The sequence below is a fragment of the Klebsiella sp. RHBSTW-00484 genome, assembly GCF_013705725.1.
GTDB lineage: Bacteria > Pseudomonadota > Gammaproteobacteria > Enterobacterales > Enterobacteriaceae > Klebsiella.
The window spans coordinates 1,836,657-1,853,236 of sequence record NZ_CP055481.1 but is presented as its reverse complement, the minus strand read 5'-3'; the positions used below and the strand labels follow the sequence as shown (position 1 = coordinate 1,853,236).

General features: G+C 50.5%; 13 protein-coding genes and 2 tRNA genes. 8 read left to right on the top strand and 7 right to left on the bottom strand.

What is annotated here, in order from left to right; translation table 11 throughout:
• Positions 1-290 precede the first annotated feature (290 nt).
• Together HV213_RS08920 and HV213_RS08915 are read left to right on the top strand one after the other, a co-directional pair.
• Positions 291-1,970 carry a sensor histidine kinase gene (locus tag HV213_RS08920; RefSeq protein ID WP_181486368.1) on the top strand — a complete coding sequence of 560 codons (1,680 nt, stop codon included), beginning with the start codon at positions 291-293 and terminating at the stop codon, positions 1,968-1,970.
• An 11-nt stretch (positions 1,971-1,981) separates the two neighbouring features.
• Positions 1,982-2,722 (top strand): LytR/AlgR family response regulator transcription factor, encoded by a 741-nt coding sequence (locus tag HV213_RS08915; protein WP_110272222.1) that lies wholly within the window; start codon positions 1,982-1,984, stop codon positions 2,720-2,722.
• A gap of 41 nt (positions 2,723-2,763) precedes the next feature.
• Here the strand turns inward: HV213_RS08915 and glk are convergent, their stop codons facing one another.
• Positions 2,764-3,729: a glucokinase gene (gene glk, locus HV213_RS08910; protein WP_112212930.1), complete on the bottom strand. Its 966-nt coding sequence runs from the start codon at positions 3,727-3,729 to the stop codon at positions 2,764-2,766.
• A 264-nt stretch (positions 3,730-3,993) separates the two neighbouring features.
• On the opposite strand from glk, the gene HV213_RS08905 reads away from it, so the two are divergent.
• Complete coding sequence (locus tag HV213_RS08905; RefSeq protein WP_181485414.1) at positions 3,994-5,229, top strand: ion channel protein; 1,236 nt, start codon at positions 3,994-3,996, stop codon at positions 5,227-5,229.
• Here HV213_RS08905 and HV213_RS08900 read toward each other — a convergent pair.
• Positions 5,226-6,887, bottom strand: a complete 1,662-nt coding sequence (locus HV213_RS08900; RefSeq protein ID WP_181485413.1) for an alpha-keto acid decarboxylase family protein — start codon at positions 6,885-6,887, stop codon at positions 5,226-5,228. The two genes, HV213_RS08905 and HV213_RS08900, sit on opposite strands and share 4 nt — an antisense overlap.
• 175 nt (positions 6,888-7,062) lie before the next feature.
• Here HV213_RS08900 and mgrA point away from each other — a divergent pair, with 175 nt between their 5' ends.
• Complete coding sequence (gene mgrA / locus HV213_RS08895) at positions 7,063-8,055, top strand: L-glyceraldehyde 3-phosphate reductase (RefSeq protein ID WP_181485412.1); 993 nt, start codon at positions 7,063-7,065, stop codon at positions 8,053-8,055.
• A 130-nt stretch (positions 8,056-8,185) separates the two neighbouring features.
• Positions 8,186-8,536 carry a DUF2502 domain-containing protein gene (locus HV213_RS08890; protein WP_181485411.1) on the top strand — a complete coding sequence of 117 codons (351 nt, stop codon included), beginning with the start codon at positions 8,186-8,188 and terminating at the stop codon, positions 8,534-8,536.
• Positions 8,537-8,576: 40 nt separating this feature from the next.
• On the opposite strand, the gene HV213_RS08885 is transcribed toward HV213_RS08890, so the two are convergent.
• On the bottom strand, positions 8,577-9,812 hold the full coding sequence (locus tag HV213_RS08885; protein ID WP_181485410.1) for an Nramp family divalent metal transporter: 1,236 nt from the start codon (positions 9,810-9,812) through the stop codon (positions 8,577-8,579).
• 345 nt (positions 9,813-10,157) lie between these two features.
• Here HV213_RS08885 and HV213_RS08880 point away from each other — a divergent pair, with 345 nt between their 5' ends.
• Positions 10,158-11,360 (top strand): NupC/NupG family nucleoside CNT transporter, encoded by a 1,203-nt coding sequence (locus tag HV213_RS08880; RefSeq protein WP_110272215.1) that lies wholly within the window; start codon positions 10,158-10,160, stop codon positions 11,358-11,360.
• A 42-nt stretch (positions 11,361-11,402) separates the two neighbouring features.
• Here HV213_RS08880 and HV213_RS08875 read toward each other — a convergent pair whose 3' ends face one another.
• The 3 genes from HV213_RS08875 to HV213_RS08865 form a co-directional block, all read right to left on the bottom strand.
• Positions 11,403-13,583, bottom strand: coding sequence for an EAL domain-containing protein (locus tag HV213_RS08875; protein WP_181485409.1), 2,181 nt, complete (start codon positions 13,581-13,583; stop codon positions 11,403-11,405).
• A 208-nt stretch (positions 13,584-13,791) separates the two neighbouring features.
• A tRNA-Ala gene (locus tag HV213_RS08870) sits at positions 13,792-13,867 on the bottom strand.
• Positions 13,868-13,906: 39 nt separating this feature from the next.
• Positions 13,907-13,982: transfer RNA gene (locus tag HV213_RS08865), tRNA-Ala, on the bottom strand.
• A gap of 216 nt (positions 13,983-14,198) precedes the next feature.
• Between HV213_RS08865 and HV213_RS08860 the strand changes: the two genes are divergently transcribed.
• Positions 14,199-14,552 (top strand): YfeC-like transcriptional regulator, encoded by a 354-nt coding sequence (locus tag HV213_RS08860; RefSeq protein WP_110272213.1) that lies wholly within the window; start codon positions 14,199-14,201, stop codon positions 14,550-14,552.
• A 4-nt stretch (positions 14,553-14,556) separates the two neighbouring features.
• A complete protein-coding gene (locus HV213_RS08855) occupies positions 14,557-14,952 on the top strand; it encodes a YfeC-like transcriptional regulator (RefSeq protein WP_181485408.1) in 396 nt (131 codons plus the stop codon).
• Positions 14,953-15,007: 55 nt separating this feature from the next.
• Here the strand turns inward: HV213_RS08855 and gltX are convergent, their stop codons facing one another.
• Complete coding sequence (gene gltX / locus HV213_RS08850) at positions 15,008-16,426, bottom strand: glutamate--tRNA ligase (RefSeq protein ID WP_112212923.1); 1,419 nt, start codon at positions 16,424-16,426, stop codon at positions 15,008-15,010.
• Positions 16,427-16,580: the final 154 nt, after the last annotated feature.

Here is a 16,580-nt window from a genome sequence, read left to right as displayed (position 1 = left end):
AAAAAATAATTGCTGGTGAATAAAACGGGTATCAGCGCCACTAAATGCGGCACAAATCATGTCTGACTACGTGAGTTCACCAATAAAAATTAACAGGTTGATATCTTTTAATTTACTTCATTTATCTACAATAAGTGGAGATGATTGAATCTCCAGGATTCGCCATCAATCCCCTTTTATTTGTGTGACCTTTCCCTATTCTTGCCTTTGGCTAGCCTTCTGCTGCAAGGTTTTCTATCATATTCCTTTCTCGCGATTAACACGGCGTACACATGCACGAAATATTCACGATGCTGCTGGCAGTTTTTGACCGCGCGGCATTAATGTTGATTTGCCTTTTTTTCCTTATCCGTCTGCGCCTGTTTCGCGAACTTCTGCATAAATCCGCGCATACACCAAAAGAACTGCTGGCCGTTACCGCGATTTTTTCCCTGTTTGCCTTGTTCAGTACCTGGTCCGGCGTGCCGGTAGAGGGATCGCTGGTCAACGTGCGTATCATCGCAGTCATGTCCGGCGGTATCTTATTTGGCCCCTGGGTCGGAGCGATCGTGGGCGTGATTGCTGGCGTGCATCGCTATCTCATCGATATCGATGGCGTCACCGCCATCCCCTGTTTCATCACCAGCATTGTCGCCGGCCTGCTCTCCGGTTTTATCAGTCGAAAAATTCCTAAAACGCAACGCTGGAAAGCCGGGATTCTTGCCGGGATGCTGTGCGAAACGCTGACCATGATCCTCGTCGTGGTGTGGGCCCCTTCTCTCTCGCTAGGAATGGACATTGTCTCCAAAATTGGGATCCCGATGATCCTCGGCAGCGTCTGTATCGGTTTTATCGTCCTGTTGGTGCAAAGCGTTGAGGGTGAGAAAGAAGCCAGCGCCGCTCGTCAGGCAAAACTGGCGCTCGATATCGCCAACAAAACGCTACCGCTGTTTCGCCACGTAAACAGTGAATCTCTGCGCCAGGTATGCGATATCATCCGCCGCGATATCAATGCCGATGCCGTCGCGATTACCAATACCCAGCACGTGATGGCTTATGTCGGCGTGGGAGAAATCAACTATCGTGATAACGACGACTTTATTAGCCCAACAACGCAACAGGCGATCCGCTATGGAAAAATCATCATTAAAAATAATGATGAAGCTCATCGAACGCCGGAAATTCACTCCATGCTGGTGATCCCGCTATCGGAGAAAGGTGTGGTTACCGGCACGCTAAAAATCTATTACTGCCACGCGCACCGAATCACCTCTTCGCTGCAGGAAATGGCGATTGGCTTGTCGCAGATTATCTCCACCCAGTTGGAGGTTTCCCGCGCCGAACAGCTTCGCGAGATGGCAAACAAAGCCGAGCTTCGTGCGCTACAAAGCAAAATCAATCCTCACTTTCTCTTTAACGCCCTGAACGCCATTTCATCATCAATTCGCATGAATCCGGACACCGCGCGGCAACTGATTTTTAATTTGTCGCGCTATTTACGCTATAACATTGAATTAAAAGATGACGAGCAGATTGATATCAAAAAAGAGCTCTACCAAATCAAGGATTACATCGCCATTGAACAGGCGCGCTTCGGCGATAAGCTAACGGTGATTTATGATATTGATGATGAAGTGAGCTTCATGATCCCCAGCCTGTTGATCCAACCGCTGGTAGAGAATGCCATCGTCCATGGGATCCAACCGTGCAAAGGAAAAGGCGTGGTCACCATCGGTATTAATGAGTGCGGAAATCGGGTACGAATTAGCGTTCGGGATACAGGTAATGGTATCGACCCTGCGGTAGTCGCCAGAGTGGAAGCTGATGAAATGCCGGGAAATAAAATCGGTTTACTGAATGTTCATCATCGGGTGAAGCTACTGTATGGCGAAGGCCTGCACATTAGACACCTGACGCCGGGCACCGAAATTGCCTTCTACATACCAACCCAACATGCGCCCCAGGCGGCGACGGAGTCGCTGTTATCATGAGTGGAAATAAGATGAAAGTCATCATTGTTGAAGATGAATTCCTGGCGCAACAAGAGCTCACCTGGCTGATTAACACCCACAGTCAGATGGAGATTGTCGGTACCTTTGATGATGGGCTGGACGTGCTGAAGTTTTTACAGCACAACAAAGTTGACGCCATTTTTCTTGATATCAACATCCCCTCTTTGGATGGTGTTCTGCTGGCGCAAAATATCAGCCAGTTTGTGCACAAACCCTTTATTGTCTTTATCACTGCGTGGAAAGAACATGCAGTAGAAGCTTTTGAGCTGGAGGCATTTGATTACATCCTGAAACCGTACCAGGAATCGCGCATTATTAACATGCTGCAAAAGCTGACCAGCGCCTGGCAACAGCAGCAAGTCAGCACCGGTACGGGGGCGGTATCCAACCCAACGCGGGAAAACGACACGATCAATTTAATTAAAGATGAACGCATCATCGTGACCAGCATCCATGATATCTACTACGCCGAAGCGCATGAAAAGATGACGTTCGTTTATACCCGTCGGGAGTCGTTCGTGATGCCGATGAATATCACGGAGTTCTGTAACAAGCTGCCGCCAGCACACTTCTTCCGCTGCCATCGTTCATATTGCGTGAATCTGAATAAAATTCGCGAAATTGAACCCTGGTTCAACAATACCTATATTCTGCGGCTTCGCGACCTGGAGTTTCAGGTCCCGGTGAGCCGCAGCAAGGTCAAAGAGTTTCGCCAGCTAATGCATCTGTAGAGATGACCCGGATAAACGATTTATCCGGGTAAGAGGCGGGTTTAGAGAACCTGACCGAGAGTCTGACGCAGGTGCGCACCGGAACCCAGCAGCCCAGGGTTGTCATGGACAATCAGATATACCGGGATATCCTGCACAAAGGCTTTAAAACGGCCTTTATCTTCAAATCCACCGCGAAAACCGGAGGCTTTAAAGAAGTCGAGGAAGCGCGGAACAATGCCACCGGCGATATACACGCCGCCAAAAGTCCCCAAAGTTAGCGCCAGGTTACCGCCAAAGCGGCCCATGATGACGCAAAATAGCGACAGCGCGCGACGACAATCGATGCAAGTATCGGCCAACGCACGTTCAGTTACGTCTTTAGGCTGTAGGTTTTCCGGCAGACGCCCATCGGACTTCACAATCGCCCGGTAAAGATTCACCAGCCCCGGCCCTGACAGCACACGCTCGGCGGAGACATGCCCCAGCTCGGTACGCAGTTCTTCCAGAATAATGCCCTCTTCTTCGCTGTTCGGTGCGAAGTCAACATGGCCGCCCTCACCCGGTAGGCTCACCCAACGCTTATCAACATGCACCAGGTGAGCAACGCCCAGACCGGTACCTGCGCCATAGACGGCAATTGGCTTGCCTTCCACCGGTTGCGCACCGCCGAACTGAATCAGATGCTCAGCTTTCAGCATCGGAATCGCCATCGATACGGCTGTGAAATCATTAATGATTTCCAGATGAGAGAAGCCCAGATTCTTTTTCATCTCGGCAATAGAAAACGCCCAGGTATGGTTAGTCATCGCCACCCAGTCGCCGGTAATTGGGCAAGCAATGGCAATACAGCCGTCTTCCACCTTGACGTCATGCTCCTCCAGATAGACCTGAACAACGGCCTCAAGACTTGGATAATCGAGCCCGGAATAGGTCTTGGCACGGGAGATTTCCCCGCTTGCAATATCACATAACGCCAGACGAGCATTCGTTCCGCCAACGTCCCCTACTAAAGCAAATTTTGTCATTCCGTTACGGCTCCGCTAAAGTCAAAATGGTTCTTTTGGCACACTGTAAATTCATGACGCCTTAACAACAACGACCAACGCATAAGCACCCCTGGTTTAGCGATCTGCGTCACAGTTGTACTGTAATTCATGAAAAATTGTGAATCGAATATCTTACAATTGTCAGGCTGCATCTTTACTTGATCGTTTCAGCATCATTTGCATCGACGCCCATAAAGCGCCCAGGCAATGTAGTGCTCCAGGATACTTAAAAGGATACTATTCATGCTGCACCCACGCGCCAGAACGATGCTGTTATTATCGATACCCGCGATCATCATTGGTATCGCATCCAGCCTCGTATTGATTGTGGCGATGAAAGTTGCAGCTATTTTGCAAAATATCCTTTGGATCCGCCTGCCAGCGAGTTTTGGCATTAATGCCAGCGGTCCGGTCTGGACTATCGCTCTTCTTACCTGCACCGGTATCGCCGTCGGCCTGGTGGTACGCTTTAGCCCGGGTCACGCCGGGCCAGATCCTGCGACAGAGTCATTAATTGGCGCACCTGTCAGCATCAGCGCGCTGCCGGGCCTGCTCACCGCACTGATCTTAGGTCTGGCTGGCGGCGTTAGTCTTGGGCCTGAGTATCCCATTATGGTAATGAATATTGCCCTGGCAGCCGCACTTGGTACCCGGTTATTCCCGCGAGTCAGCGCCCTGGACTGGACGATTCTTGCCGCCTCAGGCACCATTGGCGCGCTATTCGGTACTCCGGTTGCGGCTGCGCTCATCTTTTCGCAAACGCTCAATAGCAGCAACGATGTCCCATTGTGGGATCGGCTATTCGCACCGCTGCTTGCGGCAGCTGCCGGTTCACTGACCACCAGCCTGTTTTTTCATCCCCAATTTTCGCTACCGCTTCCGTATCTTCCTGAATTGCGCTTTGTGGATATTATTAGCGGTGCCATCGTGTCACTTATCGCGATTGCCGTCGGTATGGTTGCCGTTTGGTGCCTGCCGCGCCTGCATACGCTGATGCAAAGCCTGAAAAACCCGATATTAACCTTGGGGATTGGCGGCTTTTTATTAGGGGTACTGGGCATCATCGGCGGGCATGTTACGCTGTTTAAAGGTCTGGATGAGATGCAGCAACTGGCGCTTAGCCTCACCCTGACCGCTAACGATTACATGCTTATTGCACTGGTGAAGCTGGCGGCGCTGGTGCTGGCCGCCGCCAGCGGCTTTCGCGGCGGGAGAATTTTCCCGGCGGTATTCGTCGGCGTAGCGCTTGGGCTGATGCTGCATGCGCACGTTCCCGCCGTCCCGGCAGCCATAACCATCTCCTGCGCCATTCTCGGGCTAACGCTGGTTGTCACTCGGGATGGCTGGTTGAGCCTGTTTATGGCCGCAGTTGTGGTCCCGGACTCTACCCTGTTGCCACTGCTGTGTATCGTTATGCTACCGGCCTGGCTAATGTTAGCCGGAAAACCGCTAATGATCGCCAGGAAGCGCGGCGATTAAACGCGGCTGTTTCGCTCCTCCAGAGCTTGAGTGACAGCGCGCAGAAAATCAGGGATATCCATTTTTGGCAGCATCACCTCCACCAGCATCAGCCTGTCCGAGGTAACGCTGCTGGCCATCGCCTCCTCCAGTTCCTGCATACGCGCGACTCGCCAACAGCGGGAAGGAACATCAGGGGCGAAGGCTTCCGGCAGGCGATTCCAGTCCCAAAGCGCAATATCGTTATACCGTTGCTCAGGGCCGTGAATCGCACGCTCAACCGTATATCCCTCATTATTAAGCAGTAAAATCAGCGGACGTTGCTTATCACGCAGCATCGATCCCATCTCCTGAATAGTAAGCTGCGCGGCACCGTCGCCAATAATCAGCACCACTCTTCTGTCCGCCGCCGCTATTTGCGCCCCGTAGGCCGCCGGGAGAGTAAAGCCAATCGATCCCCATAGCGGCTGGACAATCAGCGTTGTGTTGGCGGGAAGCTTGAGTGCTGCGGCACCAAAAGCGGCGGTCCCCTGATCGGCAAGAATAATATCTCCAGTACGTAGTTGTTTCTGTACAGCGCTCCAGAAGTTTTTCTGCGTCAGACTATCACCCGCTGCATTATCCACACCGAAAGCCGAAACCTGTGGGGGCAGCCACTCTGCAGCCAGGTTTGCGGCAAGATTAATAAGGATATCAAGCGCCTTATCCATCGGAACCCGGCTAAACCAATGGTCGCCGACTCGGACGGCAAACGGCTGGATTTCAATTGTTTTTTCCTGAGGAAGATGCTGAGTGAAACCAGCGGTGATGGTATCGGTAAATCGCGTCCCCACGCAGATTATCGTATCGGCATTTTCAATCGCTTCACGGGTTTTATCAGCGCTGGCGATCCCGCTGTAGGTTCCGACAAAACCCGGCTGCTGTTCATCAAAAAGCCCTTTCCCCATCAGCATCGTGGCATAAGAAATCGGCGTTTTCGCCACCCACTCTCTGAGCGTGTTTTGCAACCCATAACGCTGGGCGAGGAAATCAGCCAGCAGCGATACGCGACGGCTGCTTCTTAGCATCAACTCCGCATGCTCACGAAAGCCGATCAGTTGGTTCTCATCAGCGGGCAAGCTTTCTATAAGCAAACGACTGGCTGGCGGCGTAGCCTTTGCTTTTGCAACATCGGCGGGTAGCATCAGATAGCCAGGACGATGGTGAGTTAGCATCTCGCTCAATACGCGATCGATCTCATGGCAGGCATTTCCCGCCGCCAACACCGCCTGAGAGCAGGTAATGTGCTCACTCATACGCGAGAAATGGCTAAAGTCACCATCACCGAGCGTATGGTGCAGCAATTCACCACGCTGCTGCGCGCCGGTACAGGGGGCACCCACGATATGCAGGACTGGAATATGCTCCGCATAGCTCCCGGCAATACCGTTAAGTGCGCTCAGTTCACCGACGCCATAAGTAGTCAGTAGCGCACCTGCGCCTTTGATACGCGCATAGCCATCGGCGGCATAGGCCGCGTTTAACTCATTAGCACAACCGACCCACCCTAAGTCCTGATGCGCAATCACACTGTCGAGGAACTGTAGATTGTAATCTCCAGGGACGCCAAATAAGCGGTCTATGCCGCAATCTACGAGACGATCCAGTAGGTAATCGCCAATAGTGTAAGTCGGTTGCATATCCATACTCTCCTCTCGTGCAGGTAAGTTGAGTATTGAATACACAGATGCACTGTCCAGATTCCGCACCACAAATGTGGTGGAAAGCAAAATTTACGTGTTTAGGGAGTGTACTCAGCGGCAAACATTCTTTAGTGTAAACGTATACACACCCTGTTTTATCTGCGGAGGAAGTATGGTTTACCAGGCAAATGCGACGCGATATCAGACGATGGAATACCGCCGTTGCGGCCATAGCGGATTGAAGCTACCGGCTATATCTCTTGGACTTTGGCACAATTTTGGCGATGAAACTTTGGTGGAAAACAGCCGTCAGCTTCTGCGCCATGCATTCGATCTCGGCATTACTCATTTCGATTTAGCGAACAACTACGGGCCGCCTCCGGGTTCGGCGGAGAGCAATTTCGGCCGGATCCTGAGGGAAGATTTCTTGCCTTATCGTGACGAACTGATCATCTCCAGTAAAGCCGGCTACACCATGTGGGACGGGCCTTATGGCGATTGGGGCTCACGCAAGTATCTGGTTGCCAGCCTCGATCAAAGCCTGAAGCGAATGGGGCTGGAATATGTCGATATTTTCTACCATCATCGCCCTGATCCCGAGACACCGCTTCAGGAAACGATGCGCGCGCTGGATCATATCGTTCGCCAGGGTAAAGCCCTGTACATCGGGTTATCTAACTACCCGCTCGAACAAGCCCAGGAAGCCGTCAACATCCTCAACGATCTCGGCACGCCGTGCCTGATTCATCAACCCAAATATTCGATGTTTGAACGCTGGGTTGAAGATGGGCTTCTGGATTTCCTGCAAACTGCCGGGGTGGGTAGTATAGCGTTTTCACCACTGGCGGGCGGTCAGTTGACCAACCGTTATCTACATGGGATCCCAGCGGACTCGCGCGCCGCCAGCGGCAGCCGTTTTCTACAACCGGATCAGCTCACTGATGACAAACTGGAGAAAGTTCGTCAACTGAATGCGCTGGCCGAATCTCGTGGGCAGAAGCTCTCGCAGATGGCGCTGGCCTGGGTACTGCGCGAGGAGAAAGTGACCTCGGTGCTGATTGGCGCAAGCAAAACCTCCCAATTGGATGACGCGGTTGGCATGCTGGGAAACCGCCATTTCAGCACCGAAGAAAATGCAGTCATTGACGCGATCCTTGCGGTGTAAACTCATTTTTACTTTAGCAAAAAGTGCTCTCCCTTGCGATTTAGGAGTTCAGCCGATGCGATGGGGCTTTACCGCCCCGTAATATCAGGTTAACAGGCCGACAACGGCCCCGATCGTGAAGGAGAAGAGTATGTTCAGGTCACTGATTCTGGCTGCAGTACTACTGGCTACAGCGCCATTGGTCGCTAATGCTGGTGAAATCACCCTGTTGCCATCAATAAAATTACAAATTGGCGATCGCGACAATTACGGTAACTACTGGGACGGTGGCGGCTGGCGCAACCGTGACTATTGGCGCAAAAACTATGAATGGCGCGATAACCGCTGGCATCGTCACGACAACGGCTGGCACCGCGGCTGGGATAAACGTAAGGCTTACGAGCGCGGCTATCGCGAAGGCTGGAACGATCGCGATGACCGACACGGCGGCCGGGGACGTGGGCCAGGAGGTGGCCGCGGGCATGGCCACGGGCATCACTAACAGCATGGGGAGCCAGATGGCTCCCCATTTTATATAAGGATTAGCTAAATATCGTCCCGACGATCAGCCAACCGTTCAGAACTACCACAATCGCGACTATCGCCCATCCCAGCAATTTCACCCATCGGGCATTAACTAAATCACCCATCAGCTGTGAATTACTGGTGAAGATCAGCAGCGGCACCAGCGCCAGTGCAATACCAAAGCTCAGCAAGACCTGGCTCATGACCAAAATGCGAGTGGGATCCAGCCCCATCAAAATAACAATGAATGACGGCAACATGGTAATCGTCCGGCGAACCCAAAGTGGAATATGAAAGCGAATAAAACCCTGCATTACCACCTGCCCCGCCAGCGTACCCACTACCGTAGATGACAATCCCGCAGCCACCAGGCTAAGGCCAAAAATAGTCGCCGCCGCGTGGCTCAACAACGGTTCCAACGTCAGGTAAGCCTGATCCAGGTCAGCAATCCCCGTATGACCATTAAAGTGAAACGCTGCGGCGGCGGTCGCCATCATCGCCAGGTTCACAAAGCCTGCAATAGTCATGGCAATCGCCACATCCCAGCGCGTCGCGTTATAGCGCTCTTTGCGTGTCCCATCGTGTAGATGCTGAGTTAGTGAAGAATGTAAGTAGATGACGTGGGGCATAATAGTCGCCCCCAGCACCCCGGCGGCAAGAAATACCGCTTCACTGGTGGGTAGCGATGGAATGAGCATCCCTTTTGCCAGCGGTGCCAACGCCGGCTGGGAGAATATCAACTCGACAACGTACGCCACGGCGACAAACAGCAGCAAGCCACCAATCACTTTCTCCAGCGGTTTTTGTCCACGACTCTGAAGCATCAAAATCAAGAAGGTTGCCACGCCGGTCAGTACCGCCCCTTGCAGTAAGGAGACGCCAAGAATCAACTTAAAGCCGATGGCCGCGCCGATGAATTCAGCAAGATCGGTCGCCATAGCGATGATCTCAGCCTGTACCCAATAAAACCACACCACCGGACGCGGATAATGGTCGCGAATCTGTTCCGCCAAATTTTTGCCAGTAGCAATGCCCAGCTTCGCTGACATCACCTGAATCAGCATCGCCATCAGGTTCGCCCAGACCACAACCCACAGCAATTGATAGCCAAAGCTGGCCCCGGCCTGAATGTTGGTGGCGAAATTACCCGGGTCGATATAGCCAATGGCAGCAATGAACGCAGGCCCCATCAAGGCGAGCTTAATCTTGCGCGCTGCGCGACCGCTGCTATTCTCAACGCGACTGCTTGTCATTTTCTGCCTCTGGAAATATAGCCTTTGCTATGTTTCATGCTATCAAAATGCGAATGATTATCAAGCTCATTTAAAAAGGTGATAATAATTGCTGTGATAGAAGGGAACGATAGCGGGTCGGCAACTGAAAACTGCAGCTGATAAATTGTTTTTATACGACCTTCAGAATAGTACAACGATGCAACTTTTAAAACCTTTACGTAACATAACAAAAATGCATGGTTGATCACTATTTTTGCCATTAGTCACATATGCTTGCAATAGTGTGTGCTAGCTCTCGTTTTCTTTGCTCCCGTTACATAGAATGTGCAAAGAAATTTAACCTGCCTCATATTTGGAGCAAATATGGACCGCGTCTTGCACTTTATTCTCGCGATCGTAGTGGTTGCTATTTTGGCCCTGTTGGCTAGCCACAACCGTAAGCAGATTCGTATTCGTTATGTCATTCAACTGCTTGTCATTGAAGTTCTGCTGGCCTGGTTCTTCCTGAACTCTGACATTGGTCTGGGTTTTGTGAAAGGATTCTCCGAGATGTTCGAAAAACTCCTCGGGTTCGCCAATGAAGGGACAGACTTCGTCTTCGGCAGCATGAACGACAAAGGCCTGGCTTTCTTCTTCCTGAAAGTGTTGTGCCCAATCGTCTTCATCTCTGCGCTGATCGGTATTTTGCAGCATATCCGTATTCTGCCTATCGTCATTCGCGCCATCGGTACCGTGCTGTCCAAAATTAACGGCATGGGCAAACTGGAATCCTTTAACGCAGTCAGTTCGCTGATTCTGGGCCAGTCCGAAAACTTCATCGCCTATAAAGATATCCTCGGTAAAATGTCCCGCAACCGCATGTACACCATGGCGGCAACGGCGATGTCTACCGTATCCATGTCTATCGTGGGCGCATACATGACCATGCTGCAGCCGAAATACGTTGTTGCGGCACTGGTACTTAACATGTTCAGCACCTTTATTGTGCTGTCATTAATTAACCCATATCGCGTTGATGAAAGTGAAGAAAATCTGCAGATGTCTAACCTGCATGAAGGACAAAGCTTCTTCGAAATGCTGGGGGAATACATCCTTGCAGGCTTTAAAGTAGCGATTATCGTTGCCGCGATGCTGATCGGTTTTATCGCACTGATTTCTGCGCTGAATGCCCTGTTTGCCACCGTTACCGGCTGGTTCGGCTATAGCATTTCCTTCCAGGGGATCCTCGGCTACATCTTCTATCCGGTCGCATGGATAATGGGCGTACCGGCGGGCGAAGCGTTGCAGGTGGGAAGCATTATGGCCACCAAACTGGTTTCTAACGAATTCGTCGCCATGATGGATCTGCAGAAAGTGGCCTCAACCCTCTCTCCACGTGCGGAAGGCATCATCTCCATCTTCCTGGTGTCCTTCGCCAACTTCTCCTCAATCGGTATCATCGCTGGCGCGATTAAAGGACTGAATGAAGAGCAAGGTAACGTGGTTTCCCGTTTCGGCCTGAAGCTGCTTTACGGTTCTACTCTGGTGAGTGTGCTTTCTGCATCTATCGCTGCACTGGTATTGTAATCTGTAACTTGTATTGAAAAAGCCGGGCGAGTCCCGGCTTTTTCATGCCTGCAGTTCGCTCAGTGGCTGCGGCTTGCCAATCAAATAGCCCTGTAAATAGTCGACCCCTAGCTGTAGAAGCTTTTCCCTCTGTTCCTGAGTTTCAACATACTCTGCAACCACCTTCATATTCTTTACCTTCGCCATTTCAATAATCGATTTGATCATGATGGTATCTAGCGGATCGGTCTCAATATCACGCACAAAGCAACCGTCTATTTTAACGATATCAGCCTGTAAACTTTTCAGGCGTTCATAGTTAGCGTAGCCCGTACCGAAGTCATCAATGGCGATACTACAGCCAAAATTTCGTAGCTGGTGGATATTATGCAGACTGGTTTCAACATCAGAAAATGCCTGCTCTTCAGTCACTTCGATGGTTATGACCTCTGGTGACAAGTTATAGCGCTTAAACAGTGAGATAATTTGTGCTGCGCTGTCGTTTTGCATCAACGTGTAAGGCATTAAATTGACGGAGAAATGCATCCCTGGATATTGATGCACCGTACTGAATAGCGTTTCCAGAACCTGCATATCAAAACGCTGACTCAGGTTGAACTGCGCAATCAGAGGAATAAACCGATCGGGAGTAATGATGCTGTTACCACAACGTATACGGCTAAGTATTTCGTAGTAACCGTTTCCTGAAGCATCCTGAATAGGCTGGGCATACAACACAATTTCGCGGTTGTTAAGCGCCTGTTTAACCTGGGCTAACAACCGTACCTGGTCAGTAGTTTGATCGGATATTTGCTCTTGAGCTATATCTAACGCTAATACTCGACGAGCCGCTCCCGCTTGCTCCGACAGCCAGCTTAGCTGACCCAACATTGGATGAAGTTCCGATTCTATGCCGTTATAGCGACCCCAGGACGCGCCAAATTCAAGATCAAGCATCTGGTTATGCCAGCTGTATTTTTTGTGATTAAGTGTTGAGACAATATGACTGAGGCGTGCCGCAGGCTCCGGACCATTCAGTACGAGTAACAGCTCGCTGCCGGGTAGCTGAAAAATCTTCTCACCCTGACTGAGTAACGGCTGCATTTTGCGGACAATTTGTCGTTTGCTATCGACTCTCATCATCATGCCGTAATGACGACTGAGGAAATCCAGATTTTGAATCCGTAAGCTGCTGATAACGACCGTCGGATTACGGTGCAGATAGCTCTCCAGTGCACGCAAATTCGGTAAACCGGTTAGCGGGTCTTCCTCAGCCTGGTCTCGCCATCTTAGCTTTATCCTCTCGCTACGAGCATAAATATCTACCATATAAAACAAACAGATGGTGAAAGAAATCAACACAGAGAGGACAAACGAGAGTGAATATTCAGTCTGCACACCATGTAAAAAATTCTGGTTGTACGCCACGAGTAAAAATGCAGAAACAGACCATGAGATGCGAATTAGCATATGATCCAGGCGACTAATCCCAATGAAGTGCAGGATGAATATAAGGGGGACTAAATAACCTGCAATGAAATCAGAATCATAAGGTGAACAGAGTATAAGTAATATAGTCGCCAACGCCGCAAACCAATATAGCGTAAATACCCGCTGCTCGCGCGTGCGCCACGATTGAGAAAGATTGAGCCAGAATGCACGCGCATACTGCGGACTGATAATCATCCGCAACGGATAATAAAAGAATGTTGTAAAAATTAATGCTGCACTAATTAGGCTTTGGATATCAATAATCGTGTAGATAACCGACATATTGCCGAAATAGCTGGAGATGGCCAACGGAAATGAAAAAAACTGTCCAGCCATGTACATGGTGATCTTCAGCAGAATGGGAGCAAAAAAACCGCCCCAAAACACCCTCATTCCCATATGCTTTGCCGTCAACCCTGCACGCCAACGTTTTCCAAGCTGAAGGCGGACAATAGCACACGCAACAAAGACCGAGAAAAGCTGACAAAACAGCAGGATTGCCGCCTGCGGTAGCGTCAGGTCGATAATCCAGGTATTAGTCACCGCAAACGTAATAATCAATGGCGCAACGGCATATCGGCCAAAAATAAAAAGTACCGAATACATTACACTCATCGGCAACCACGCCAGATAAATTTGATTTCCATCAATGAGCGTTTGCGGGGAAATAAATCTGGATAGAGGAATCGCGATAAAACAGATCAATATAGCCAGCAGAGTTTTTTTGATCTTAATGTTAAGATGATCAATCATTATTGTTAATTAAAACTCCCACCGAGCTAAATACATTTAAGGCGTAAATGGTATGTCGCTTAATAATGACAGGCAAGATTTTAAATCGTGAAAAAATCTGAAATTACTCTTCGCTAAGATTGCTGGATACTTACTGACTTATTCAGAAGCTACTTTACGTTAGCGCGATGAAAAACAAAAACCCCCGCCGTAGCGAGGGTTCTGAATTTGGTGGAGCTAAGCGGGATCGAACCGCTGACCTCTTGCATGCCATGCAAGCGCTCTCCCAGCTGAGCTATAGCCCCACAGTGTTTTACGTTCCAAAACCTGATGGGAACAGGATTTGGTGGAGCTAAGCGGGATCGAACCGCTGACCTCCTGCATGCCATGCAGGCGCTCTCCCAGCTGAGCTATAGCCCCAACGTAAAGCTGTCGTGTTGACGGGCGGCATAATATGAATTCCTTCGTCAGGTGTCAACGGCAAAATGAATCCCCTCCATTTGATCGCTGAAAAAGCAGACAAACGGCTGACATTGCGAGCCTTATCGCAGCGAGAAGCTAAACATGTCACCCTTTCGCTTAAAAGGATGCTATAACATGGACAACTAATTCCCCCATATTTACTCAGGAAATAGTATGCTCAAGGAACGAATGACACCTGAAGAAATAGCACATCTGACTGGCTTCAGTCGGCAAACGATCAACAAATGGGTACGTAAAGAAGGATGGCAGACGTCCCCGCGTCCTGGTGTACAGGGCGGTAAAGCGCGTCTCGTACATGTTAACGAGCAAGTTCGCGAGTTTATTCGCAGCGCACAGCGTGTGGCTGAAAATCCAGTCCCCTATTCCGCAACCGATAACGATCTGGAATCTCTACTGCTCACGCTGAGCAAAGAGATGACAACGGGCGAACAAAAGCAGTTTATGTCACTGCTGTTACGCGAAGGGATCATCGGGCTACTCAATCGTCTGGGCATCCGCGACCAGTAAAATCATGATGAAACTCAAAGACAAAATGACCCCAGCGGAGCTCGCTGAGTGTCTAAACCTCGCCAGACAGACGATTAATCGCTGGGCCCGAGAGCAAAAGTGGCGGACAGAAGCCATACCCGGCGTCAAAGGTGGGCGTGCTCGCCTTATCGTTATCGACAAACCGGTTATCGATTTCCTGGTGAATATCCCCGCACTGCGGCATCTGACCATGGAATATCAGCTAGCGGAACAGCCAGGCAACTACTTCGTTAATGACGCTGACGCTATCTGGCGTCAAATCGTCGAAACACTCCATCTTATGACTCCGGCGGAGCAGTTACATCTGAGGGATCTTCTCGCACGCGAAGGGATTAGTGGATTTTTATCCCGGTTAGGCATCACTGACGCTGAGAAATAAGCAAAAAAAACGGCAGAGTTAATCACCTGCCGTTTTACTCATCCTGCAATCAAAATCAGGATTGTTGGCTTTCACGCTCGGCAATAAAGGCCAGCGCTTTATTGATGCGTTCTACACTGCGTAATTTACCGATTGCATGTACGGTGACATCCAGTGCTGGCGACTGCCCTGCACCGGTCACAGCGACGCGCAGCGGCATCCCCACTTTACCCATGCCAACTTCCAGTTCATCAGCCGTTGCCTGAATTGCGTGGTGAACGTTTTCCGCCGTCCAGTCGCTGATGGCCGTTAACTTATCGCGCACCACTTCAAGCGGTTGACGGGCAACCGGGCGCAGATGTTTTTTCGCAGCATCAGCATCAAACTCAGCAAAGTCTTCATAGAAGTAACGACAGCTCGCCGCCATCTCTTTCAAAGTCTTACAACGCTCGCCCAGCAGTTTCACCAGCTCAGACAGCTGCGGGCCGTTACGGGTGTCGATATTTTCCTGCTCAATGTGCCACTGTAAATGCGTCGCGACATATTCCGGAGCCAGTGAGTTGATATAGTGATGGTTCAGCCACTGCAGTTTTTCGGTGTTAAACGCGCTGGCTGATTTGCTCACCGCCCCCAGACTAAAGAGCTTGATCATCTCTTCACGAGAGAAAATCTCCTGGTCGCCGCTGGACCAGCCGAGGCGCACCAGGTAATTCAGCAGCGCTTCCGGCAGATAGCCATCGTCGCGATACTGCATAACGCTGACCGCACCGTGACGCTTGGAGAGTTTTTTGCCATCATCACCATTGATCATAGAGACGTGCGCATAAATCGGCACCGGCGCGTTCAGTGCTTTCAGAATGTTAATCTGGCGCGGGGTATTGTTGATATGGTCTTCACCGCGAATCACGTGGGTGATTTCCATATCCCAGTCATCAACGACTACACAGAAGTTGTAGGTCGGAGAACCATCGGTACGGCGGATAATCAGATCGTCCAGCTCCAGGTTGCTGAATTCGATAGGACCGCGGATCTGGTCATCAAAAACAACAGAACCTTCCTCCGGGTTGGCAAAACGCACTACGCAAGGCTCGTCATCTGCGTGATGTTCGTGACCATGGCGGCAGCGGCCGTCGTAACGCGGTTTATCGCCTTTTGCCATCTGCTCTTCACGCAGGGCTTCCAGACGCTCTTTAGAGCAATAGCATTTATAGGCCGTGCCCGCTTCCAACATTTCATCAATCACAGCGTTGTAGCGATCAAAACGTTTGGTCTGAAAGTACGGACCCTCGTCCCACTCCAGGCTCAGCCAGTTCATGCCATCCATGATGGCTTCAATAGCTTCCGGCGTGGAGCGTTCAAGATCGGTGTCTTCAATACGCAGCACAAACTCACCGCCGTGGTTACGTGCAAAAAGCCAGGAATAGAGAGCAGTACGCGCACCGCCAACGTGCAGATAGCCTGTTGGGCTTGGCGCGAAGCGAGTTTTGATTTTCATGAATTGGCCTTACGTTTGATAAAGATGCCGACAGGCGGCAGTGTTCGTTGGATTTTATAGGGCAATATTCTAACACTGTGGGCTGATTCCTCAATGTTGTTGGTGTTTCAACGTCACGCTTTGCTCTTTTTGTTTATAAATCATGCGCCATAGA

Bases quoted from the DNA above. Each gene is read 5' to 3' on its own strand.
- HV213_RS08920 (WP_181486368.1), top strand. From the start codon at position 291: ATGCTGCTGGCAGTTTTTGACCGCGCGGCATTAATGTTGATTTGCCTT.
- HV213_RS08860 (WP_110272213.1), top strand. From the start codon at position 14,199: ATGCTCAAGGAACGAATGACACCTGAAGAAATAGCACATCTGACTGGC.
- HV213_RS08890 (WP_181485411.1), top strand. From the start codon at position 8,186: ATGTTCAGGTCACTGATTCTGGCTGCAGTACTACTGGCTACAGCGCCA.
- mgrA (WP_181485412.1), top strand. From the start codon at position 7,063: ATGGTTTACCAGGCAAATGCGACGCGATATCAGACGATGGAATACCGC.
- HV213_RS08915 (WP_110272222.1), top strand. From the start codon at position 1,982: ATGAAAGTCATCATTGTTGAAGATGAATTCCTGGCGCAACAAGAGCTC.
- glk (WP_112212930.1), bottom strand. From the start codon at position 3,729: ATGACAAAATTTGCTTTAGTAGGGGACGTTGGCGGAACGAATGCTCGT.
- gltX (WP_112212923.1), bottom strand. From the start codon at position 16,426: ATGAAAATCAAAACTCGCTTCGCGCCAAGCCCAACAGGCTATCTGCAC.
- HV213_RS08900 (WP_181485413.1), bottom strand. From the start codon at position 6,887: ATGCAACCGACTTACACTATTGGCGATTACCTACTGGATCGTCTCGTA.
- HV213_RS08855 (WP_181485408.1), top strand. From the start codon at position 14,557: ATGATGAAACTCAAAGACAAAATGACCCCAGCGGAGCTCGCTGAGTGT.
- HV213_RS08875 (WP_181485409.1), bottom strand. From the start codon at position 13,583: ATGATTGATCATCTTAACATTAAGATCAAAAAAACTCTGCTGGCTATA.
- HV213_RS08885 (WP_181485410.1), bottom strand. From the start codon at position 9,812: ATGACAAGCAGTCGCGTTGAGAATAGCAGCGGTCGCGCAGCGCGCAAG.
- HV213_RS08905 (WP_181485414.1), top strand. From the start codon at position 3,994: ATGCTGCACCCACGCGCCAGAACGATGCTGTTATTATCGATACCCGCG.
- HV213_RS08880 (WP_110272215.1), top strand. From the start codon at position 10,158: ATGGACCGCGTCTTGCACTTTATTCTCGCGATCGTAGTGGTTGCTATT.